Here is a 23,984-nt window from a genome sequence, read left to right on the forward strand (position 1 = left end):
GTATAATTGCCTTCGCTTGACAAACGTCAGCAAAAAGAGTAGTATGCCACTAATAATCTAATTTCATTCGAAGGGTTTTTAAAGCATTCTCCTCGAAGGAGAAGAGGTGATTTTCCGTGCTGCCGACTATCAAGGATGTTGCAAAGTTCGCTGGGGTGTCTACCGCCACCGTATCTCGCGTGCTTAATGGTGCGGATTCTGTTTCGGAGGAAACGCGAATTCGCGTCGAGCGCGCCATTGCCGATCTTGGATATCGCTATAATGCCCTTGCGCGCGGCTTGAAGAAGCGGCGGACAGGACTCCTTGGCCACATCGTCCCCAGTATTGCAGGACCAGTAAGCCCCGCTCTTGCTCGGGCGGTTGAGGACCAAGCTCAAAAGTTTGGATATAATGTCATCCTCTGCAACTCGTACGACAGCATAGAAAAGGAGCGGGCATATATAGATATCCTTCTCGAGCGACGAGCCGATGGTATAGTAATGTCATCGCCAATCCTGCCAGAGCACATAACTTTTCTTCGAGAACGCGGGGTGCCTCTTGCGATTATCGAAAGAAGAATGGAGACCACCGGTTTCTATTATGTTGAGCCCGATAACCTCAAAGGCGCTCGGGGTGCCGTCGAATATCTCATCAAGCTGGGACACAGGCGCATTGCTATGATAACCGGACCCATGCACACGCTAATCTCGCGAATGAGAGTAAAGGGCTATTCAGATGCTCTCGGAGATGCAGGCATTCCAGTAGACCCCGATTTAAAAGCCGAGGGCGACTACACTAGGGCATCTGGCTTCCAAGCTATGCAGAAGTTTCTCGAAATGAAGCCAAGACCAACGGCTGTTTTTGCCGCAAACGACGCAATGGCAATTGGAGCAATGCAAGCCGCACGTCAGGCTGGTCTCAGAATACCGGAGGATATCTCATTTATCGGCTTTGACGATACCTACGCCGAATTGACTATTCCTCAGCTCACCAGCGTTCACCAGCCGCTTTATGAGATTGGCGTCCTAGCGGCTAAGCTGGTCGTAGCTCAAATCCAAGGGAACGCGGACCAATTCCGAATGGAAAATATCCTTCCATGCTACTTGAAAGAGCGCGAATCTTGTGCCCCAGCTCCAGAGAGTTAAAACGCTGTTGAGCTTGTATAGTTGCCATTGAGGATAGCCTATTTCCCAAGGAGAACCAATTGCTTTTCCCAGTTGGATGAGCCTCCGCGAGTTTCCCATCTGATGAGAAAAATGGTATAATAAACACGCAAAAACTTTATTCACGGAGGTCTGTTTATGACCAATACGGAATACGAAGGCGCGGGTGCCGAACCGCAGGAGACCCACTTCACTTCGACAAGCTACAGCAACAAAATTCGATGCGGTGCTTGCGGCTCACCTGTGCGAAATGTTCCGACGATGTACGAAAATATGAAAATTGATTGGCGCTGTGCAAAGTGCCTGCGAAAGGACAAGCCAGTTCTAGAGGACCAGATTCCCTAGTGCACAATCAACAAAATAGGTTTCTTAGGAAAGCCGGGTTAATCCCGGCTTTCTTTTTTGCGAAAGATGGAACAAGCCATTGCTTTAACTACGTCAGTGAAATTGTATAGTAGCTTGCCGCCGATAGACCCAGTGGTAGTTGACGCTAAGCGCCGTATGCGTTATACTTCTTTCGGATTGTTTTTTGAAGGAGGATGACGATGCCCAGAAGGCTAATCGTCTGCGTTATAACCTTATTTGCTCTTTTATCTACGGCTGTAGCCTTTGCACAGGATAACTCACCACCGCCGCTCCCTCCGCTTCCTCCTGGACAAGGCGTTGGGGCTGATGAGGCACTTCCGCCCATGCCACCGCCGCCTCCTCCTCCGCCCATACCCAAGCAGAAGCCGCCTGCCGATGAAGCAAAAGAGATTTTGCCAAACCCGCCAGCCGAAAATGGCAATAATGGTTTGCCTGGTTCAACCGATGTGCAAACAGAAGATCTTGTGCCATCTTTTCCAAGCTCTGGTGCAAAGTGGCCAATGTTCAAGGGTAATGCGGCGCATACAGGATATACCGAAGAGCAGCTTGCATTCCCGCTCAAGCTCGCCTGGCGCCATGTAACGGAGAGGTTTCTTGAAAATCCGTCTTCGCCTGCAATTGCCGATGGCGTTGCTTATTTCTGCTCGAATGGAAGAATATACGCTGTAAATGTGGAAACCGGTTCGCTCAAATGGAGATATCCCGAGGAGAGCCTAACCGCCAGCATAAAGACATCTCCGCTGATAGGTGATGATTTAGTCTACTTCGCCGCCGGGGATGGAAATCTTTATGCCATTGACAAAGAAACTGGTACTCTCAAGTGGACGTTCCGCACAAAGGGAGGCATTGTTTCATCTCCCGTTCTTGTTGATGGTGTTATCTACATTGGGGCAACTGACAATAACCTTTATGCTTTGGATGCGGCTACCGGCGCACTGAAATGGCCGGGCGGTTTTCGTACGGGCGACGATGTTCTATGCTCGCCAGCAGTGGCGGAAGGGTTAGTTTATTTTGTCTCGAATGACATGGTACTATACGCCGCCTATACTGCTAGCGGCAAGCTCAAATGGTCGGTTAGGATAGGCAATGCAACCAGAAATTCAACGCCTGTCGTAGCCGAAAACACTGTATATGTTGGCGGCGGTGTAATCCTCCATGCTTTCCAGGCGCAAAGTGGACGCTTGAGATGGGCGGTCAACCTCCCCGCAGACATTACGACAGTTCCTGCGTTTGCAAATGGAACCATTTATGTGGGCTGTAGGGACGGCAAAGTCTACGCGCTCACCTCGGCTGGCAAATTGAAATGGAGTGCTCCTCCCGACCTAGGTGCTCCTATTTATGGTTCTCCTATCGTAGCTGGAAACACCGTGATAGTTGGCGGGAGGAAGGGCGTTTTGGCGGCGATTGATGGAACCACAGGCGAAATCAAGTGGAAATATATTTTGGGACCAACCATTTCGGAAACCGGCTCACTTATACAGGTGAATATAGCCGCGGCGCCTGCCGTTTGCGATGGAACACTTTATGTTGTTGGGGATGATGGGTCTCTCAACGCATTCCGCGCTGACGCCCCTGACACCACGCCGCCGGTGGTCGAAGCCGTGAAACCTTCGCGAGACAGCGTTCTGCCCGGAATGCCGCCCGTGGAGTTTGCCGCTCTCGTTACAGACCCTGGTAGCGGGATAAACCCAAAAAGCATTTCGATGCTGCTTGATGGAGAGGCTGTTGATTATAAGTTCGCGGCAGAGCGAGGCATAATTTGGTATAAAACAGTTAGACAGCAGCCAATCACTCCTCTTAAAGATGGCCGCCATATTGTTACGCTTTCGCTTGAAGATTGGAGTGGAAACAAGACTACCGAGCAGTGGAGCTTCTTTGTAGACAACAGACTGCGTTTGGCTCCCAAGCCAAAGCCAAGTGGCACGGAGACTAGCGGAACGGGCGAAGGCCCGCCGCCGGGGGCCGCTCCCGGGGAAGGCCCGCCCCCAGGATACCGCTAGATTTTACTGCTCAGGGATTTCGAGCGGGCAGTGCGCAAAAAGCACTGCCCGATTTTATTTGCATCCAAACATTGGCAATCAGAAGGCGCCCACCCCGCTTGGCAGGGATTGGCAATGCATGCAATAATGGATAGCGAGAAAGTGCCAAGGTTAGCAAATGAATATAACCTTGAATTCATGATGACGTGCCGCCTGGGAAGATATGCTCAAGCATATTCTAGGAGGCTATCCTATAATCGCTTAGCAAAGTATTGTGAGGTAGTACAGTGAGTGCAACATCGCCATTTGTGAATCCTTTCGAAAGCAACGGAAATTGGTATAAAGCCAACTTGCACACCCACACAACCACGTCGGATGGTGGATTTAGCGTGCAGGAGCGCATCCAACAGTACTACGAGAAAGGGTATTCCATCCTTGCAATCACCGACCATGACCGAACGAACGACGTCTCAGCTCTTTCGACGGATGATTTTCTCGTTATCTCCGGAACGGAGACACATCCGAATTGTCCGGGTGCTGACCCGTATCACTTTGTTTTCTTAAACGTTCCGTACGGTTTTGATTGCTCAAGTGAACCTAATCCAAATGCTCGGATAAAAATGGCGCGCGAGGCGGGCGGAGAGGCGATTATCTGCCATCCATATTGGTGCGGCCACAATATAAACCACCTAATGAAAATTAACGGGGCAATCGCCTTGGAAGTCTATAACGCTACATGCACAAAAATCGGCAAAGGGTTGAGCTCTGTTCAGTGGGATGACTTGCTCGACGCCGGGATTATCCTTCCTGCAGTAGCTGTTGACGATGCACACCGAGGCAGGGACATCTTTATGGGCTGGACGTGGTTCAAGGCTGAGAATCTTACTGCCGAGGATGTTATGGAAGCACTTCGCACGGGATGCTTCTATTCCTCATGCGGTCCTGTCATAGAAGATGCTCGGGTTTGCGATGGGAAGGTGATTGTAAAGTGCTCGCCAGCCTCCGAGGTGCACTTCATTGCCCAGAGGTCACACGGCTTTAGCATCTACAGCGACGGCGAGGGACCAATCACCAGCGCGGAAATTCCTTTGCGTGACAGCTGGCGGTATCTTCGCATAGAAATCGTTGATTTACAGGGAAATCGCGCATGGACCAATCCACTTGTTGTTAGGTAGTAAACTTGGAGGAGCCATGGCGATTTATCATTTTGCTTGCCGTCGGCTTTCGCCGAGATTGTCAACCCACAACGCTTCGCCTGCGATAGAATTGTAATTCCGTTTTCCAGCACCAAACGCCGCTTCTTTGGAAACGTCGCGTCCGTAGGTGGCAAACTTCTTTCCCGCCTGTTCCAGCGATTTTCCAACAAGTTCGCCAGGGATGCAGATGCGTTTGTTGCAAAAGTCATCCGACGCACCTGAGTCTGCGAAGCGCCGAAGCATCACACATTAATGTTCGAGCCCCCAAAGCTCCTGCGGAAGATACTCCTTTTGAGCGGCTAAAAGCTCATCAGCTAGTTTCTCAGCCATCTCAAGCGATTTGACCGAGCCATCAAGGACAAGCGCTTGGACGAACTTTGTTCTGCTTCCTTCGAGGGCGGCTTCGACGATTGTTTCTACCCACATCAGCCTAGTAGCAAGAGTTCCAGCCAATGCAGAGGGGAGCGGCTTCTGGGGAATTGGTTTTAAGCCTGATGCGTCTGCTACCGCGGGCGACTCTATAACTGATTCCGGTGGCAGGTTTGGCACTTGTCCTCTGTTAGGCAGATTAGCGGAATAAACTCGCCCTGCATTTGTTAGGATGCTGTCAATGATTTCGATTACCTGCTCATGCTCGCCACCTATTTTCAGGAAGTATTCTTCCCTAAGAGGCTTTGACGACAGCGCATCCTCCCTCATCTCTTCAAATATCCTGTCGCCCCAGGCGATTGTCTCCTCGAAGCTGAATGCATCTACCCCCAGTTTCTTGCCATAGTAGCTTCCGTCCGCGAAAAACTGGGTGAAAAACTCGCACACATGCCTATCTAACACGGCTGGGAATGCGCCAAACAACCTAAGTAAATGCCAGCTGAATGGGTCGCCATCTTCAATTTTTCTAGCGGCTGCTATTTCCTGAAGCCTCGGCATCGCGTCCTTTCCGTCAACCTGGACTTCGGTGAACCAAGTCAAATGGTTCATTCCCACTGCTGTGTAGCTCAAGCGCGAGATTTGGACGCCGAGGACGTTTGCTAAATAATGTGCCACTCCATTCACGCCGTGGCACAGCCCAACAACTTCAGCGTTGGTTGCCTTTTTCACACCTCGACATACCGGCGCCATCGGGTTGCCATAGTTAAAGAATAGAGCGTTTGGCGCAAGGTCGAGCACGTCTTTTGCGATTTCAACCATCGCTGGAATCATTCGCAGGGCACGCGAACTTCCGCCAGGCATAACGCTGTCGCCCACCGGCTGGTAAATTCCATACTTTCTAGGAATGAAAACGTCCTTTTCCCATGCCCGCCGCCCGCCAACGCCTATAGTGCAGATAACGGCAGTTGCACCAGGTAACACATCGCGTCGGTCGGTCGAAGCGCTGAGTTTGATTGGCGCTCTTCGAGCTTCAATCATTTTGCGAGCTAAACCCTCAGCCACTGCCAGGGCTTCGGGATTGATATCAACAAGCCCCAGCTGGATTTCATTCCCTCGATTGATTAGGTCTGCGATGAGTCCTCTTGTAAACATGGCGCTGCCAGCACCAATGAGAACAATCTTTTCTCCCACTTCTAATATCCTCGCGTTTTCGGTTTTTAAGCATTCTAGTCAAGCGTTGTCTGCTGGGTCAAGTGAAAGTTATTTGCAATTTATGAGCATGTTAAAAGGATAACGCTTTTTCACCGATGAATTGTTCATTAAAGGAGCGCTATGGCATATGGAGAAAAAAATGCGCATTTGCGGCATGATTTTCCTGCTGACGGCGGCAGCCATTCTGGCGAATACAAATATCTCGGAGGGCGGAAAGGTGAAGATTGACAAGATTGCATACTTCAATCAACCAAATTGCTATCGGCTTTCCAATGGCACGGTAGAGGTCATCGCCACTAGCGACATCGGCCCTCGGGTCATTGCTTATCGGTTCATTGGCGGCGAAAATATCCTGGCTGAGCTTGGAAAAGGGGCGGTCGTGAAAACTGACCTCGGCGATTGGCATCCTTGGGGTGGCCATCGGCTGTGGCATGCACCAGAATCAATACCAAGAAGCTATGTTCCCGACAATGCGCCGATTAAGGTAGAAGAGGTTGGTTCAAATGCTATCCGGCTGATTCAGCCTGTTGAAGCACCCACCGGCATCCGTAAAGAGATTTTGCTAAAGCTAGCAGATGAGGGAACTAAGGTTACATTGATTCATAAACTTACAAACGAAGGTATCTGGCCCGTCGAATTAGCTCCATGGGCACTGACTATTGTGGCGGGCGGGGGGACAACAATTATTCCGCAAGAGCCGTTTATTCCCCATGAAAAGGAACTTCTCCCAGCTCGCCCTATGGTGCTTTGGCATTATACCGACTTGAGCGATTCCAGGTGGAAGTTCCTAAAGAAATACATCTGCCTGCGGACCGACGAGAACCTGCGATACCCGCAGAAGATTGGCGTATTGAACAAGCAAGGCTGGGCTGCGTACCTCCGCAAGGACCTGCTTTTCGTTAAAAAGTTTCCTTTCGTGGAAGGCGCAGCATACCCCGACATGGGTTGCAACTGCGAGACTTACACCGACGGCGCGTTCATGGAAGTCGAGACATTAGGTCCTATGGTCAAACTTAACCCTGGAGCGAGCACGGAGCATATAGAGGAATGGTTCCTTTTCGACGGCATTAAAGCAGAGTTCACAGACGCTTCGCTTGATGAGGTTCTCAAGCCAATAGTTGAAAAATGCAAATAAAGCGCATCAAGCGTTGTGTTTTCTATTAGATGGTAGGAAATGCCCATGAAATATTATCTTTTTGCAAAATTCTTCCAGCATCTTTCCATAGATGAGTTAATGGCTCACTGCGCAGAGGCTGGCGTTGATGGCCCGACTGCCGTAATTCGTGAGGGGTATTGGCTCGAGCCTGAGTCGTACGCAGAGACTCTTCCAGGATACGTGCAGGCGGCTGAGAAAGCTGGATTAGAGGTGAAGTTTGCGGATACTAGCTTCCCGATGGGCGAGTTGGCGAGGGATAATACACCTCTGAAGGTTCTTGCAGATAATGGTATCGAGGCTGTCAGGCTGGGTTATATTGCAAAGAACGATGCGGGACACATGCGCGACTTGGCTAACCTTGCCCGCCACCTTGCCGAGGGAGTTGCCCGTGCCGCAGAGGATGCTGGCATAAAGGCTGTTATCCAGCTTCACGGCAACTGCTATCCCCACAATGCCACTGCCGCTTGGCCCATGGTTAAAGGGCTTGATCCCAAGTATATTGGCGTAATGATTGACCCCGGCAACAACCTACACCAAGAAGGTTTTGAGCGTTGGGACTATCAAATTCAACTGCTAGGGGAGTATATCGCCGCTGTGGGTGCCAAGGATGCAGTGAAGGTACGCTCAGGGCAACTTGATTCTCCGACCAAAGGATGGGTTAGCGAGTTTGTGCCGGCATTCGAAGGCCAAGCGAATTGGGAGCAGATTTGTGCCGAGCTCCACAACATCGGCTTTTCGGGCCCCATGATATTGATGCCATTCTACGATACTGACAATTTTCCACTCATGTACAAGAAATTCAAGCAGGAGGTCGAGTATCTTAGGAGTATCGAAAAAGCAGTCACAAAGTAATTAAATGCGTTGAGGATATTTCTCAGTGCTGGCCGCCTCGAATATTATGGCCAGCAGTATGAATGGCGGAGAGACAAGCCATGGAGCAAAACAATGCGATGACAAGGAGGAATTTTATCAAGGCGGCAGGCGTCCTAGCCGCCAGACTAGCGCTTGGAAGTTCTGAAGCACACTCGGAGGAAGTCATGGAGAGAAAGAGACCAAACATACTTTGGATTTGCACCGACCAACAGCGATATGACACAATTGCCGCCCTCGGGAATCCTTATATACGCACACCAAATTTGGACAAATTGGTTTCAGAAGGCGTCGCCTTCACGCATGCCTTTGCCCAAAATCCTGTCTGCACCCCCAGCAGGGCTTCTTTTCTTACTGGGCGCTATCCTCGTACTACTGGCGCTAGGCAGAATGGCCAGGCAATTCCGCCGCATGAGGTGCTTGTCACCAAAATGCTAGCCGATGCAGGCTATGACTGCGGCTTATCGGGCAAGTTGCACCTTGCTCCTTGCCATAAGCAAGTTGAAAAGCGGATTGACGATGGCTATAGGGTATTCAATTGGAGCCACGACCCTCACCCTCACTGGGGAAAGGACAACCAGTACACGGCTTGGCTTGAGTCCAAGGGCTATAAATGGAATGACATTTATCGTCCTCCAAAAGGCAAGCACGCCTTTGCAGGTGTGCCAGCTGAATTGCACCAGACCAAGTGGTGTACTGATAGGGCGATTGATTTTATCACCGAAAAGCGTCAGGGTCCTTGGCTGATGAGTGTAAATATCTTTGCCCCTCACCACCCATTCGACCCACCAAAAGAGTATCTTGACCGCTATGACCCCGACAAGCTTCCAGACCCAGCATATAAGCCTGGAGAACTCCACAACAAGCCAATATTTCAGCAGGTAGACCACGACGGCGCATATGGCGGAATGCTGCTGGGGTTCAGCAAGATGACTCGCAGAGAGCGGAGAGAGGTAACTGCCGCATATTACGCAATGATTGAGCAGATAGACGACAACGTAGGCCGCTTGTTGAAAGTGCTGGAGGAAACTGGCCAAAGAGAAAATACGATAGTTATCTTCATGAGCGACCACGGCGAGCTTTTAGGCGACCATGGTATGTACCTCAAAGGACCCCATATGTACGATTGCTCGCTGAGGGTGCCGCTTATTATTTCTTGGCCAGGACACTTCGTAGCTGGGCTCAAGAGTGATGCGCTGGTCGAACTTGTTGATATCGTGCCTACGCTACTTGACGCCGTTGGGATGGAGATTCCAGTTCGCGTTCAAGGCAAATCGCTCTACGGCATCTGTACCGGAAATGCAGACCCACATAATCACAAAGATTATATCTACGCAGAGTATTACATTGGTCAGCCTTTCCATGACAACTTGAAGGAAAAGCCCCTGCTGACAACTGTGCGAACTCGCAAGCATAAGCTGACTTCTTATGCGGGCTTGGAAATAGGCGAGTTGTATGACCTGGAAGCCGACCCTGGCGAACATGATAATCTATGGGATAGCCCTGAGCACACCTCTCTCAAGATGGAAATGCTTAAACTTTGTTTCGACGCTAGTGTGCTTACTCAAGATCCAATTCCTGTGCGCACGGCACCTTGGTAAGTTATTTATTTAAAGCCTTCAAATGGCAGGGAGGGAGAAAAATGAACAGTAAGCGAGCCATCACCCGGCGGGATTTTTTCAAAGCGGCGGGAGTGGCCTCGGTGGGTTTGGCATTCAATACCTTTGGCGTGATTTCTTCTGCAAAGGCGTCCGACGAACGCCCGAATATCCTATTCATGATTGCAGACGACTGGTCATTCCCGCACGCCAGCATTCTTGGCGATAGGGTAGTGAAGACCCCTACCTTCGATAGAGTTGCGAGAGAGGGCGTACTATTCACAAATTCATTTTGTGCCGCCCCAACATGTACGCCGTCGAGGGGAGCTATATTGACTGGCCAGGCGATCCACTGCTTGGATGAAGGTGCAAACCTCTACGGCGTTTTGCCCGCCAGGTTCAAAACATTCCCTGATATCCTAGAGGAAAACGGTTACTTTATTGGACTGAGCGGCAAAGGATGGGGACCAGGGAAGCTTGAAGGCACAGGAAGAACGCGCAACCCAGCAGGTCCGCAGTTCAAAAACTTCAAGGAGTTTTTAGAGCAAGCCCCGAAAAATAAGCCATTTTGCTTTTGGTTTGGCAGCCATTTTCCACATAGAGATTATGAATTAGGCTGTGGTGTTAATTCCGGTATGCGCCTAGAGGATGTGGAAGTTCCGCCTTTCCTGCCTGATACCCCAGAAGTGAGAAGCGATATTCTAGATTACTATTGGAACGTTGAGCAATTTGACAAGCAATGTGCCGCTGTGCTCGAAAATCTTGAATTATCCGGCCGCGCCGAAAATACCATAGTAGTCATCACAAGCGACAACGGTATGCCATTCCCAAGGGCGAAGGCAAACCTTTATGAGGCAGGTGCGCATATGCCTCTCGCAATCCGCTGGCCAGCAAGAGTGAAGGGCGGCAGAAAGGTGGATGAGGTCGTAAGTCATACGGACTTCGCACCGACGTTCTTAGAGGCGGCTGGCATGAAGCCGCTTCCAGACATGACTGGACGCAGCCTGATTGATTTGTTGACCGAAGATAAACCAGCACGGCGCGATGCCGTTTTTGTAGAAAAGGAGCGTCATACAAACTGTCGTGAAGGCAACTTGGGATATCCTTGCAGAGCAATACGCACTAAAGACTTCCTTTATATTCGCAACTTCCACCCGGAGCGGTGGCCCGCAGGCGACCCAAAAATGTGGGTGGCAGTTGGCGATTTTGGTGATATAGACACAAGCCCATCTAAAAAGCTCATCTTGAGCCGGCGGGATGACCCCAAAATTAAGCCATACTTCGAGCTTGCAACCGCAAAGCGGCCAGCCGAGGAACTCTATGACCTAAAGCGTGACCCATGGACCGTTCACAACGTGGCAGACGACCCTGAATATGCCGGCATCAAGGAGAAATTAGCGCGGAGACTGCAAACCTGGATGACAAAAACAAGGGACCCACGTGCGACTAATCCAAACGATGACCGCTGGGATAGCTATCCTTATTTCGGCAGACAGGGAGAGTGGGTTTACCCCAAGCCTAAACAAAACAAGTGATAACCAAAAGAAAGGGAGTCGAGCGATATGAAGCAATACACGCGAAGAGATTTCTTAAAAGCGACATTAATGGCTGGTGCTTTTGCCGGGCTTTCTACCATTTCGCCGGGGCTTGCATTTGGAAAGGAAGAAGGGAAATATAATGTCCTTTTCATAGCCGTTGACGACCTTAGGCCCACTTTGGGATGCTATGGTGCACCAGTCATCAAGACGCCGAATATTGACGCCCTCGCAGCTCGGGGCACCGTCTTCACCCGTGCTTACTGCCAGCAGGCGGTATGCAGTCCATCGCGGACCTCACTCCTTACGGGTCTTCGTCCTGACAGCACCAAGGTCTACAACCTTGAGGATCATTTCCGCAAATTCATTCCGAACGTTGTTACATTGCCAGAGTATTTTAAGAAGCATGGCTATCACACCCAGGCGATGGGAAAGATATACCATCCTGGCCTTGATGATCCCCAGTCCTGGAGTGTGCCACATTGGGCGGCTAAGGCACCAACCTACTTGAAGCCCGAGAGCTTGGCTCAGCAGAAAGAACTTAGAGAAAAGCTGGAAGCACAAGGAAGAAAGCTCAAGGACGAGGTAGTAGAAAAAGACCCCAAAACTGGATTGCCTCTCAAAATTATCCGCAGGGCATCCATTCTAAAAGGGCCAGCTTGGGAAGACCCCGATTGTCCCGATAATGCTCTTGCTGACGGAATGATCGCCGACCACGCAATCGAAACCTTGCGCGAAATCAAGGATAAAAAGTTTTTCCTTGCAGTCGGCTTCCATAAACCACACCTGCCGTTTGTTGCGCCTAAAAAGTATTTCGATATGTACGCAGGCGAAAAAGCCAAAATAGGCTTATCTCCAAATCCCTTCCCGCCAAAGGACTGCCCTGAGATTGCACTTACTACTTTTGGTGAACTGCGTTCGTACACGGATATCCCGGACGTTGGACCCATACCCGACGAAAAGGCGCTCGAGCTTCGCTATGCTTATTATGCAGCCGCAAGTTACACTGATGCTCAGATTGGGCGGGTGCTTAATGAGTTGGATAAGCTTGGCCTTAGGGATAAAACAATCGTTGTGCTTTGGGGCGACCACGGCTGGCATCTAGGCGACCACAGCTTGTGGTGCAAACATACCAACTTCGAGGTTGCAACTCGCTCGCCTCTCATCATAAGCGCCCCTGGACAAAAGAACAAGGGTGCAAAGACAGATGCTCTGGTGGAATTTGTTGACATTTATCCGACCCTCTGCGAGCTTGCAGGACTGCCCATACCCGACAATCTTGAGGGCACTAGCGCTGTGCCGGTGATGAATAACCCCAAGCGCAAGTGGAAGAAGGCTGCATTCAGCCAGTATCCACGTCCGGGGAATGTGATGGGTTATTCCATGCGCACAGACCGCTATCGCTACACCGAATGGATCAAAAGGGATAGTGGCGATGTTGTTGCAGTTGAGCTTTATGACTATGAAAAAGACCCTTTGGGCAACGTAAACATTGCTGGCTTGCCAGAGAATAAGGAACTTGTGGCTAAATTGAGCAAGCAACTTCGCGGTGGTTGGAAAGAGGCTAGACCTTAAAAGCAAAGTTCAGGAGGCTTGGCATGTCCGAAAATCAACCTAAGCAAACAAGGCGGGAGTTTCTAAAGGGAGCTGGTGCAGTCGCAGCAAGTGTAGCACTAAGCGGGCGAATTCCTGCTGTATTCGCTGATGATGCGCGGAAGCCAAATGTAATATTCATTTTTGCTGACCAACTCAGAGCCTGTTCTGTGGGATGTTATGGCGACAAGCAGGCGAGGACACCAAATCTCGACAAGCTGGCGTCGGAGGGGGTGCGATTTACCAACGCCATCAGTACCTGGCCTGTTTGTTCGCCGTTCCGTGCAATGTTGATGACAGGGCGGTATCCTATGTCAAACGGCGTTGTATACAATGACTACCCAATCTGGGATGGGCTTCCGTATATTGGCACTGCGTTTAAATCACAGGGCTATGCCACAGGGTACATCGGCAAATGGCATCTTCAGGGCAAGACTGAAGGCAAGGGTGGAGTGCCGCCAGACAGAAGGCTTGGGTTCGACTATTGGGAGCCGGTGAAGGGACCGATACTCTCAGAAGGGCCCGATGGCAAGCAAATATGGCGGCCTAACGTCCAAACCGACAAGGCAATCAGCTATATTAAAGCTAACAAGGATAGACCCTTCTGTTTATTTTTATCTTGGAATCCACCGCATGACCCATACATCGCTCCTGACGAATACATGGCAATGTTTCCGCCGGAAACGATGGAATTGCGCCCTAACACCGCTGAAAAGGAGTTAGTGCGAATCGAACTTGAGAGGCATCCTATTCCAGCTAGCAACTCCGAAGCCGCGATGAAGCGAGCAAAATGGCGGAGGATAATAGACTCCGACGACGGTATACGGCGGAATATGCAGGGATATTATGCTGCTACCCATGGCTTGGATGTCTGTATTGGTCGTATTATGAAGGCCCTCGACGAGGAAGGCATTGCAGAAGATACAATTCTTGTATTCAGCTCCGACCATGGCGATATGCTGGGTTCGCATCGGATGTCGCATAAGCAGGAGCCGTTCGAAGAATCCATAAATATCCCATTCATACTTCGCTACCCAAGGCGCGTTCCCAAGGGCATAACTACTGATGCGCTTTTGTCGCCAATGGATATCATGCCGACGCTTCTTAGTCTGGCGGGTCTGCCTATTCCAAAAGGCGTTCAAGGAATTAGCCTTGCAGATGCGGCACTCGGCAAGCGCTCTGACCAACGCGATGCTCTACTTATCATGAAGATGCTTCCCGGCGGCAATCCCTGGATTATAAACGCGGCAACTGAGTGGCGAGGAGTGCGCACAAAGACCCATACATACGCTCGCCTTGCGGACGGCGGCCCATGGATACTTTATGATAACAAAAATGACCCCTACCAAATGAGGAATTTGGTAAACGACCCGGCATATAAGGAGCTTCAAACTGAAATGGAGACCAAGCTCAAACAGCTCCTCAAGGAGGCTGGCGACCCATTTGACACCGAGAAAATTGAACGGGAAATTGCTGAGAAAAGCAAGACAATGCTGAAAAGCCGAGCTGGAAAAGGCATTTAACCTTTTCATTTGTCAGGATTGTTCAGCGCGCCAATTATAAAATGAGCAGAAAAATTAATCGGCGGTTTTTTCTAAGGCAGCTTGGCATGTCCGCTGCTGGTCTGAAGCTGGCTCCAAGTATGTTGTTAGGCAAAGATGGAGGCGGAGAAGAGGCAATGGGTGATGTGGAAGATATCCTAAACACAGAAATTCAGCGCAGCAAGCCCGACTATATAGTGTATAAGCCCAAAAGCATTGATGGCTCAACATTTGATACTGGAAACGAACATTTCCTGGTGTTTGACGGGCCGGATGGCTCGCTGATGGCTGTGTGGACCCAGAGTAGTTACGAAGGTGCTGGGGACCACCGCATTGTTTTCTCGCGTTCTGATGATGAAGGAGCAACTTGGTCTCCACCAAAGCGATTGGTAGGTCCCACCAAACCCGGCGATGGATATATGGCAAGCTGGTGATTCCCCGTTATCTCTAAGTCAGGGCGCATCTATGTAATTTATAATCAATATCAAGGCATAGACGATGTCATCCACCAACATACAGGCACAATGGACTGCATCTACAGCGATGACATGGGGAAAACTTGGTCGAAGCCGCAAACCATCCCCATGGCTCGAAGCCCCTACGACCACCCTGATTCGAAAGTGCCCTCCAATTGGATTGTCTGGCAGAAGCCAATAAAAGATTTGAAGGGCAAGTGGTTTACAGGCTTTACCCGCTGGGTCAGCAAGGCTGTGCGAACCCCTCCGCATAACAACTCTTGGACCGCATGGGAAAGCGTGGTTGAGTTCATGCGCTTTGAGAACATAGATGAAAATCCTGAGCCCAAGGATATCGAAATTACGTATTCCGCTTGGGGTAACAATGCGCTCCGAGTCCCTCATTACAGCAATCCCCTTCTAAGCATTGTCCAAGAGCCGAGTTTGGTGCGACTTCCTGATAAGCGGTTGTTTTGCACAATGCGCACAATGTCTGGTTATATTTGGTACAGCATTTCCAACGATGACGGTTTCAATTGGTGCAATCCACGGCCACTCCTCAGGCGCGACCATGGCCTTCCGATACTCCAGCCGCTCTGTTGCTGCCCGATATACGAGTATTCAGAAGGCAGGTACATCCTCCTTCATCACAACAACGATGGTCGTGTGGATGGCCACCAGCCTGAAGAGACGAAATTCAACCGCCGCCCCGCGTTTATCGCCCTAGGTGAGTACCGTCCAAATGCTGAACAGCCGATTTGGTTCAGCCAGTCAAAGCAGTTAATGGATAACGACGGGCATGGCATTGGCCCGCTGAACCGCCTCGATATCGGAGTCTATCCAAGTGTAACGAAACGCAATAATAACTTTGTGCTCTGGCACCCAGACCGCAAGTTTTTCTTGCTAGGCAAAAAGATAACCGATGAATGGCTGTCTGATTTGGAGGTACCTGCCTGAATTGCTGCGTTTGACTACAGCCTTCGCCTGCTTGGTTCTAATGGCATTAACCTCATCCAAAGGAGTGTTCTCTATGGGTTATATGCTCGATGCCGTGCCGTGCGGTTATTACCTTTATGCTTATGACGATTGCGGCATCGAGGGTAGACAGCCGCATGTTAGGATGGACGACTGCTATCTCTGGACCTTCAATACTAGCGATACAGACGCTGATTTGAAGTCTAGGTCGGCGGTCTTCAGCTACAAAAAGATAAACGCCGTATATGAAAATCTTAATCCACAGCTTGATTATGTTGTTGCCGTAACTTATGCGAATGACCACGTATACAACCGAGTGCAAAGCATGTGGGCGGATGGCATCGAGCTCCATGGTCCATATGCGCTTCCAAAGGCGAAGGCAGTCCGTCTTATATGCAAAATACCCCCAGAGGCTACAAGTGATGGTAAGGTAACGCTGGAGTGGAGAATTCACGGCGAGGTTAACGCCACGGTCTCGATAATTGAACTTTGGGCTTCATCTCCACCGCCAGGGCCATCCATTCGCTTTGGGTCTATTTTCGGCACTCAGACCGAGTTAATCGGCAAAATACTGAATTTGAGCTATGATGGCATTGAGGGCGTTAATGTCAAGCTGACCTCGGCTGACAAACCTAGCATAGTATTAGAAACTACCACTGGAGTTGACGGCTCTTTCAGTTTCGACCGACAGCAGGTTGAGCGATTGGAGGGGGATGTTCGCATCACGGCGAACTTTGAAGGGTCAAAGATTGAGAAGGTCTTGGCTTCTAAGGACCTATTCTTCGACCCTATTCACTTCAGGCCGATTCCCGTCAAGGTGGGCGGATTGAAAAGCAACCACCTGCTACTTGACGGCACCTGGCGCATCAATCCCAACCCGCCTGAGGACAAGCGCCCGCTTCCAATGGACAGCACCCTTTGGGGCGATGTAAAAGTTCCTGGTCAATGGCTCCAGCAAGGATACGATATCCCTCAGGATAAGCCGGTTGCAATGGCGCTCGAGTTTGTAATCCCACAAGAGTGGGCTGGCCATCGCATCTTTCTGCGGTTCGATGCAGTTCATGCCGGAACTGATTACTGGCTAAACGGGCGGTATTTAGGCTACAGCGAGAATCTGTTTACGCCTGTCGAATGGGAGATAACAAAATTCGCCCATGTCGGCATGACAAACCGCCTTGACCTTCGCATGATTGTCGCAACCGTTTCTGAGGCACTTTCGTATTCTTCGGGGTATGCATTCCACAACCTGGGCGGTATTGATCGCTCGGTGCATTTGTTTGCACTGCCGGCAGTCCATATCAGAAGCCTGCATTTGAATACAGACCTTGACAAAGATTATAAAGATGCCGACCTCAAGCTTGCTTTTTCTTTAGACGGCGCACCAAACCACGCGGGCATGGCGCTTAATATCCTTCTTTTCTCGCCCCAAGGAAAGCAAATCAACCATTCCCTTCCAAAGCTTGACCTTGTGCCTGGGCAGACTGATTTTGAGGTGGCTACTCATGTCAAAAATCCGCTCAAATGGAGCGCCGAGAAACCCAATCTCTACCGCCTGGTGCTCGAACTCATGGATGGCGAAAATCTGGTTGAGCGGATTGAGCGCAGCGTCGGCTTTCGCAAGATTGAATGGCACGACAAACAGCTTTTCATCAATGGCAAGCGCATCAAGCTGGCTGGTGCATGCCATCATGAAGTTGACCCACTGACGGGTCGGGCGGATACCATGCGCCATGCCGAAGAGGACGTTCGCTTGCTTAAAGCAGTGAACTTGAATTATATCCGAACGTCTCATTACCCGTCGACCAACGAGCTGCTCGATGCCGCTGACCGATTGGGGATGTATGTCGAGGTGGAGGCGCCATTCTGCTGGGTAGGCCCTCGGGATGATATGGAGTGCCTGCGGCAAATACTCGTACCAACGTCAGCAATGGTTGACTACTGCCACGCACACCCCAGTGTGATTATCTGGTCGCTTGCCAATGAATCACATTTTAATGAGTTTTTTGAAGTCTCAAATAAGCTTATAAAGCATCTAGACCCTACGCGCCCCACGACATTCAACAACCCAGACCCAAAAGAAATCTGCGATATCGAGAATTACCATTACCCTCCGATGCCTTGGCATGAGCAGTTTAAAGATCGCTCACGTCCCATCCTCTTTGGCGAGTATTGGTTTCCAGTTTGCCATGAGCAGACCGACGTCATGATCAACCCTGGCTTGCGAGAATATTTTGGCCGCGGCCATGCCGACCCCGATTCGAAGTTTGCAAGGGAAATAGCGGCAGAATATGACCTTCCGGTCATGAAGCCGTGCGCAAAGCCTGGCGCATGGAGCGGTATCTATCACTCCGAACACATTGTAGGTGGAGCGATATGGGCTTCCCACGACGATGCCTTCTATTTCCCCGATGGAAAGCATTGCGGATATGCTTGGCATCACGGCTTTTGGGGCTTAATTGATGTCTGGCGCCGTCCGAAGCCTGAATGGTATCTTGCACGACTTATCTTCAGCCCTGTTTGTTTTCCAGCTAGTCGTGTGGACTATATCCCTGGCGAGGAGTCTGTGTGCGTTCCAGTGGAGAATCGCTATTCTTTCACAAATTTGTCGGAACTAAAAGTAACCTGGGAAGTTTGCGGTAAATCAGGAATCATAAAAGCTAGCATTCCCCCTTCTTCGATTGGAAATATTGAGATTCCAATCCCAAAGGGAACTCCGATGGGCGAAAGTGTCATCCTGCGAGCTTGGGATAAAAATGGCAATTTGGTTAATGCCCGTTCGATTCAGCTGGGTGAAATTGAGCAAAAACCTCTGCCAAGAAGTAAGGCGGGCCCGCCGAAATGGCAGGATGACGGGAAAACAATCGTTGTTTGGGGCAGAGGATTTTCGCTGGTTCTCGACCGCACTCTAGGTGATTTCGCAGTCAATGATAAACGGCATGATGCTCCTATCACTGCATTTCCTTCCATCCACCTGACTAGATATGATTTTGGGGATTTAGCAGGTCCAAACTCACCGCCCTGCGCGGTATTCCCCGACAGCAAAACCAGAGTTGTTGAGGAGGTCTCCGCCGAGGAGACGCAGGAAGGCCTAAAGCTCACTGTTCGCGACCGCTATGAAGGTTTTGCAGGTTGGACCAGCTGGCTTGTAGATAAAGAAGGCATGGGGCGAATTACTTATGACTATATCTACTTAGGCGACGAGATGAATATGCGGGAGCTAGGCGCAAAGCTTCTCCTAAAGCCTGAATGCGACGAGATAAGATGGCGCCGATGGTCGGAGTGGGGAAATGTATTCCCCGAGGATTGCATTCTTAGACCTGAGGGTAGCGCAAGGGCCCGCCGCGACTCAAGGTGGGGAGAGGAAGCGTGGAATAAGAAGCCAGCTTGGCCTTGGTCGCTCGACCAAACTGAGCTTGGAACTGCGGACTTCCGCTCGGTAAAGTTCGATATATATGAAGCATCGCTAGAATCGCCGGATAGGAAAGGTATCAAAGTTCACGCCAATGCCGACGTTCATGTGCGCCCCGCACTTTCGAAAGACGGCGTCTGGATGCATATCTTGTCTCAGTGTCGTCTTGGCCAGGTTTTACTAAAAAAGGGCGACCGGCTTTCAGGCGAGTATGTTGTGGAGGTTGTGAAATGATAAAGGGGTCGGCGTTGCTAATCACATTGACCTTGCTTTTATTCCACAGTATGGGGGTTGCTGGCAATATGGAAGCTGAGATTGTTACAAAAGGCAAAACTAACTGGCGGATAGTCAATGTGTCAGATGGCGAAGTCTGCAAGTTTGCGGCAGGCGAACTGCAGAGATATCTAAAAGAGATAAGCGGCTGTGAACTGCCGATAGGTTCGGGCGACGGTCCTGCGATTGTGCTAGGCCTCCGCACTGACCTTTCTTCGGACGATGATATGCTTCTGCCAGACCCAGCGGTTGGTTTTGATGGCTATGCTTTGGCAATAACCTCGGACAAAATTGTTGTTGGCGGCGACAACGAACGCGGCGTTGTTTATGGCGTTTATGACCTCTTGGAGCGCATCGGTTGCCGATGGTTTTATCCTCAGCAGGACCCCAAAGATGTTGAGGTTGTTCCTCGCCTAAGTACTGTTCGTTTGGAAGTTGGTAAAACTGCGATTGCCTCACCTATCGAATACCGTATTTGCAATGCGAGCTCTTTCTTTTTTGAAGTTAATCCCTCAGCAATGAAAGCCCAGCTCGACGTTGCCATGAAAGCACGGTATAACGGCATGGGCTGGCAGTGTGACCACCGGACTCCCGTAGGCGAACAATATAAACAGATGGAGGCTGGGGGCGTCATTAAAGAGATAAAGAAGCGAGGCATGATTCTTCATGGTCCGGCACACAGTTATCCCCATTTCCTTCCGAATGACCTCTACAACGAACATCCAGAATGGTTTGGAATGCGTAATGGAAAGCGTGTTAAGCAGGAGTTTGCCGGCTCGCAGTTCTGCCTTTCAAACCCTGAGGCTCGGCAAATGTTCATTAAAAATGCTGAGAAATTTGTGCTGGAGAGCCCTGGACTGGACATTTTTTGCCCGCTTCCATTCGATGGTGGACAGTTCTGCGAATGCCCCGAATGCTCCAAATCAACGCCAGCTGACCTGATGTTCGTGCTGATGAACGAGCTAATTGAGCGGCTTTCGGTAAGTGCGCCGAAGTTGCTGGTCGAGACTTACGGCGGCTACAACCCAAAAGAGCCGCCAGAAAAGGTGAAGCCCCATCCAAAGCTGCGAATCATTTGGGCTCACTGGGGGCGCTATCATGGCTATGGGTATGACGATGCAAGATATGACCTTAAAGATAATTTGGAGAAGTGGCGCAAGTCTGCACCAGGTGGATTCACCCTCTGTCAGTATTATACCGATAACTTTGCAACTCCATGGATATCCGCACCTTATGCGATTGTCATTAAGGGCGATAGGCGGTATATCCTAAGTAGCGGCGTCAAAGGTGTATATGTGCTTCATTGGGCGAAGGGATATTGGTGGAACCACGGCCTGAATAGCTATATGGCTGGTAGGTGCTTCTACGACGTTTCTCTCGACCCATATGACCTAATTCGAGACTATGCCGTGTACTATTTTGGCGAGAATGCTGGTCCACTGCTGTCAGCCTACTACACTCAATGGGCAACGAATATAGATTTGCCTTATCATGTGAGGGATGGGACCAGCGAGTCGGACCGCAAATTGCTTGCCGAACAGCGCCGCCTCTGGATAAACCCGGCGGTCGAGGCAGTTAAAGACGATCCCCTGCTATCTCACCGTGTTGGCAAGGTTGACAAGCTTCACCGTGTGGCTGAAATGCTGGCGGAGGCGCATCGCATGCGGGAGGAGGTTGCCGAACTGCGCAAAGCGGGCGACATCAAAGGGGCTAGGAAGCTGCTGGAAAAGGCAAAGGCATACACAGATGAAGTTCTCGCTTATATGGCATCCGTTGCCGACCTGGGCGAGGGCTTAATTGACCGCAATGAGGTTTCTGGTTTTATTACCCTAGGGGTCAAGAGATGGATTGAAGAAGAGGAAAAGGCGATTGGGGGGATTGCAAAGTAAAGCCGCTTGCTTTTTAATTAAAACCAATGGTTTTTGCTAATGAGAGGTGTTTGCTTTTAAGCAAGCGCTAATCTTTATCGGCGGTTAAAGAAATTACAGGCAGAGAGTTATTTGGAGGGTTAGTATGCGATTTCCAAAGTACGGATTAGTAGTCTTGTTGGCATTTACAATTCTGCCACTTGCAGCACTCAGCGGACAAAATACCGAAAGGATTCCAACGGTCCAAGAGGCTATTAACTCGCGGCGAGATATATGGGGCGAATTGGCGATGAAACAGCCTAATGGGCCAAGCTATGAGTTTTTCGAAAAGCTTCTTCCACCCCTCAGGTATGTCAGTGCCACATTTGAGCACTACCCAATAGTGCTCTGCGCACCTAGTGGAAAAGTAAAGGCAAGGTTGGTTAGCAATGGGAGCTCGGTCAACGCCTTAGCCCGCACTCTAACTTGGCGCTCTGAAGCCGGCAATCCCGTTATCTTCTATGTTGGAAGGGATGAGGAAGTCTTCGGCAAGGACCTTAGCAAACTCGACGGCCCTAAGTACGAGAAAGGTTACCTCCCGATTGTTCACAACCGCTACCGCCATGCTGGCGTCACCATAGAACAAGAGGCATTCGCATGTGTTGAGCCGCCATATTCTGATAGCGGCGTCGTGTTCTTGAGCTTCAAAGGAAGCGGCAAATTGGTGGCGTTGCTCACAATGACCACAAATGCGGTTATGTATCCCAAAAATGGGGTACTTCGCAATTCCGAAGGCGGCGCTGTGTTGTGGTTTGGCAAGGGATGGAAATGGGAGCCTGGAGGCCAGAGATTGGTTACTGAGCTGTCTCCTATTAGGCCGGCACTGCTAGCTGTTCCAACAAAGCCTATAAAAGAACAACTGCCAACTCTAGACCAGTCGCTATATCAAGCCCAACGCAGAAAGTGTGCTGATGTCTGGGAAGCACTCCTCAGCCGTGGGATGCAAGTTGAGACCCCCGAACCAGTTGTTAACAATGCTTGGAAAGCCCTTATAATTGGTATTTTTGAACTCGTCCACGGCGATGAAATGCGCTATAGCGCCGGTAACCAATATGCGCAAATGTATGTAAGTGAAGGGTCAGACGCAATCCGAGCGGTTTTGCTGTGGGGCTATAAAGAAGATGCGCGCCGAATGCTCTTGCCGCTAATGAACTTTAGACGCCAGGGTCTACTTTACCATCAAGCTGGCAAAAAACTCCAAATGCTGAGCCACTACTATTGGCTGACAAGGGATGAATCGTGGTTCAAGGAGCATCGGGACCTGTGGATGATTGAAGCCAATAGGCTTGCAAACGAACGCGAGAAAGAAACTGGATTGCTGCCTCGCGAACGATACTGCGGCGATATTGGCACACCGGTTTATTCCCTAAGCACGAATGCAAATGGATGGGCAGGTCTCCGCGACCTTTCAGCTATCCTCAGGGAAATGAAAGAGTATGACGAGGCGGTCCGTCTTGAAAAATCGGCTGAAGAATGGCTGCCCCATATATTCGATGCGCTTGAGAAAAGCATACGTAGAGATATAGACCCACCTTTCATTCCCATTGCGTTATTCGGCGAAGAAAAGCCATACGACCCTCTGACTGGGACTCGAATTGGCGGCTACTGGGACCTAGTGGCACCATATATACTCGGTTCGGGCATTTTCAAAACTGGCTCGTACTATGAGACTTGCATCAAGCGCTACCTTGAGGAAAAAGGCGGGCTGATGATGGGTATGGTGCGCACCCATCCGGGGATATCGTGGTGGATGGTCAATCAAAACATTGACGATCTCTACACGATTCGGTATGTCCTTACACTACTGCGGCGGGACGAAGTAGATCGTGCTCTCGTGAGTTTCTACGGTAAGCTTGCTCAAGGGCTCACGCGTGATACTTTTATTGGCGGCGAAGGAACCTGCCCTCTGCCGAGGGACGAGTTTGGCCGTCAGATATCACTGCCCCCCAATAGTGCAAGCAATGCTTTCTTCCTCTGGATGCTTAGGTACATCCTAATTCAGGATTGGGATACGGACGATGATCGAAAGCCAGATACCCTGCGGTTGATGTTTGCCACACCTAGAAGATGGATGGAAGATGGTAAAGTAATCAAAGTAGAACGAGCTCCAACTGCCTTTGGGGAAGTCTCGATGACCATGACCTCCTACCTTAGCAAAGGCGAGGTCGTCGCCGAAGTAACCGCCCCGCCCGAGCCGCCGAAACACATGCTTATCCGTTGCAGGCTTCCGGATGGCTGGAAAGTTGTCTCGGCGAAGGTGGGCAACCGCAGCCTGGATGTAGATGGGCAGGGCACTGTAGATATAACGGGGCTCAAGGGCAAATTTAGCGTATCTTTCAAGGCTATTCGAATAGCTAGATAGTTTACAACAATTTAATAGACATTAAGGGCGATAAGAAGCTCAAATT

At 50.3% G+C, this 23,984-nt stretch carries 17 protein-coding genes; 15 read left to right on the plus strand and 2 right to left on the minus strand.

Annotated features, from left to right (window positions below; translation table 11 throughout):
- Positions 1 to 116 precede the first annotated feature (116 nt).
- The 4 genes from QHH26_01525 (at position 117) to QHH26_01540 (ending at position 4,662) form a co-directional block, all read left to right on the plus strand.
- Positions 117 to 1,124, plus strand: a complete 1,008-nt coding sequence (locus QHH26_01525; protein MDH7480639.1) for a LacI family DNA-binding transcriptional regulator — start codon at positions 117 to 119, stop codon at positions 1,122 to 1,124.
- A 156-nt stretch (positions 1,125 to 1,280) separates the two neighbouring features.
- Positions 1,281 to 1,487, plus strand: a complete 207-nt coding sequence (locus QHH26_01530; protein ID MDH7480640.1) for a hypothetical protein — start codon at positions 1,281 to 1,283, stop codon at positions 1,485 to 1,487.
- A gap of 200 nt (positions 1,488 to 1,687) precedes the next feature.
- A complete protein-coding gene (locus QHH26_01535; protein ID MDH7480641.1) occupies positions 1,688 to 3,508 on the plus strand; it encodes a PQQ-binding-like beta-propeller repeat protein in 1,821 nt (606 codons plus the stop codon).
- A gap of 266 nt (positions 3,509 to 3,774) precedes the next feature.
- On the plus strand, positions 3,775 to 4,662 hold the full coding sequence (locus QHH26_01540; protein ID MDH7480642.1) for a CehA/McbA family metallohydrolase: 888 nt from the start codon (positions 3,775 to 3,777) through the stop codon (positions 4,660 to 4,662).
- A 27-nt stretch (positions 4,663 to 4,689) separates the two neighbouring features.
- Here QHH26_01540 and QHH26_01545 read toward each other — a convergent pair whose 3' ends face one another.
- Together QHH26_01545 and QHH26_01550 are read right to left on the minus strand one after the other, a co-directional pair.
- Positions 4,690 to 4,929 carry a hypothetical protein gene (locus QHH26_01545; protein ID MDH7480643.1) on the minus strand — a complete coding sequence of 80 codons (240 nt, stop codon included), beginning with the start codon at positions 4,927 to 4,929 and terminating at the stop codon, positions 4,690 to 4,692.
- 3 nt (positions 4,930 to 4,932) lie between these two features.
- Positions 4,933 to 6,243: a hypothetical protein gene (locus QHH26_01550; protein MDH7480644.1), complete on the minus strand. Its 1,311-nt coding sequence runs from the start codon at positions 6,241 to 6,243 to the stop codon at positions 4,933 to 4,935.
- 148 nt (positions 6,244 to 6,391) lie between these two features.
- Between QHH26_01550 and QHH26_01555 the strand changes: the two genes are divergently transcribed.
- The 11 genes from QHH26_01555 (at position 6,392) to QHH26_01605 (ending at position 23,938) form a co-directional block, all read left to right on the plus strand.
- A complete protein-coding gene (locus QHH26_01555) occupies positions 6,392 to 7,399 on the plus strand; it encodes a hypothetical protein (GenBank protein ID MDH7480645.1) in 1,008 nt (335 codons plus the stop codon).
- A 45-nt stretch (positions 7,400 to 7,444) separates the two neighbouring features.
- Positions 7,445 to 8,272 carry a TIM barrel protein gene (locus QHH26_01560; GenBank protein ID MDH7480646.1) on the plus strand — a complete coding sequence of 276 codons (828 nt, stop codon included), beginning with the start codon at positions 7,445 to 7,447 and terminating at the stop codon, positions 8,270 to 8,272.
- Between the two features lie 80 nt (positions 8,273 to 8,352).
- Entirely contained in the window at positions 8,353 to 9,891 is a 1,539-nt protein-coding gene (locus QHH26_01565; protein MDH7480647.1) for a sulfatase-like hydrolase/transferase, read from the plus strand.
- 41 nt (positions 9,892 to 9,932) lie between these two features.
- Positions 9,933 to 11,423, plus strand: a complete 1,491-nt coding sequence (locus QHH26_01570) for a sulfatase (protein MDH7480648.1) — start codon at positions 9,933 to 9,935, stop codon at positions 11,421 to 11,423.
- A 27-nt stretch (positions 11,424 to 11,450) separates the two neighbouring features.
- Positions 11,451 to 12,998 (plus strand): sulfatase-like hydrolase/transferase, encoded by a 1,548-nt coding sequence (locus QHH26_01575; GenBank protein MDH7480649.1) that lies wholly within the window; start codon positions 11,451 to 11,453, stop codon positions 12,996 to 12,998.
- A gap of 23 nt (positions 12,999 to 13,021) precedes the next feature.
- On the plus strand, positions 13,022 to 14,539 hold the full coding sequence (locus QHH26_01580; GenBank protein ID MDH7480650.1) for a sulfatase: 1,518 nt from the start codon (positions 13,022 to 13,024) through the stop codon (positions 14,537 to 14,539).
- A 41-nt stretch (positions 14,540 to 14,580) separates the two neighbouring features.
- Complete coding sequence (locus QHH26_01585) at positions 14,581 to 14,991, plus strand: sialidase family protein (protein MDH7480651.1); 411 nt, start codon at positions 14,581 to 14,583, stop codon at positions 14,989 to 14,991.
- A gap of 27 nt (positions 14,992 to 15,018) precedes the next feature.
- Positions 15,019 to 15,969 (plus strand): sialidase family protein, encoded by a 951-nt coding sequence (locus tag QHH26_01590; GenBank protein ID MDH7480652.1) that lies wholly within the window; start codon positions 15,019 to 15,021, stop codon positions 15,967 to 15,969.
- A 73-nt stretch (positions 15,970 to 16,042) separates the two neighbouring features.
- On the plus strand, positions 16,043 to 19,630 hold the full coding sequence (locus QHH26_01595; GenBank protein ID MDH7480653.1) for a glycoside hydrolase family 2 TIM barrel-domain containing protein: 3,588 nt from the start codon (positions 16,043 to 16,045) through the stop codon (positions 19,628 to 19,630).
- Positions 19,627 to 21,558 (plus strand): DUF4838 domain-containing protein, encoded by a 1,932-nt coding sequence (locus tag QHH26_01600; protein ID MDH7480654.1) that lies wholly within the window; start codon positions 19,627 to 19,629, stop codon positions 21,556 to 21,558. The genes QHH26_01595 and QHH26_01600 overlap by 4 nt, the downstream gene beginning before the upstream one ends.
- Positions 21,559 to 21,682: 124 nt before the next feature.
- Positions 21,683 to 23,938 (plus strand): hypothetical protein, encoded by a 2,256-nt coding sequence (locus QHH26_01605; GenBank protein ID MDH7480655.1) that lies wholly within the window; start codon positions 21,683 to 21,685, stop codon positions 23,936 to 23,938.
- Positions 23,939 to 23,984 lie beyond the last annotated feature (46 nt).

This window comes from Armatimonadota bacterium, from assembly GCA_029907255.1.
Taxonomy (GTDB): domain Bacteria; phylum Armatimonadota; class UBA5829; order DTJY01; family DTJY01; genus JAIMAU01.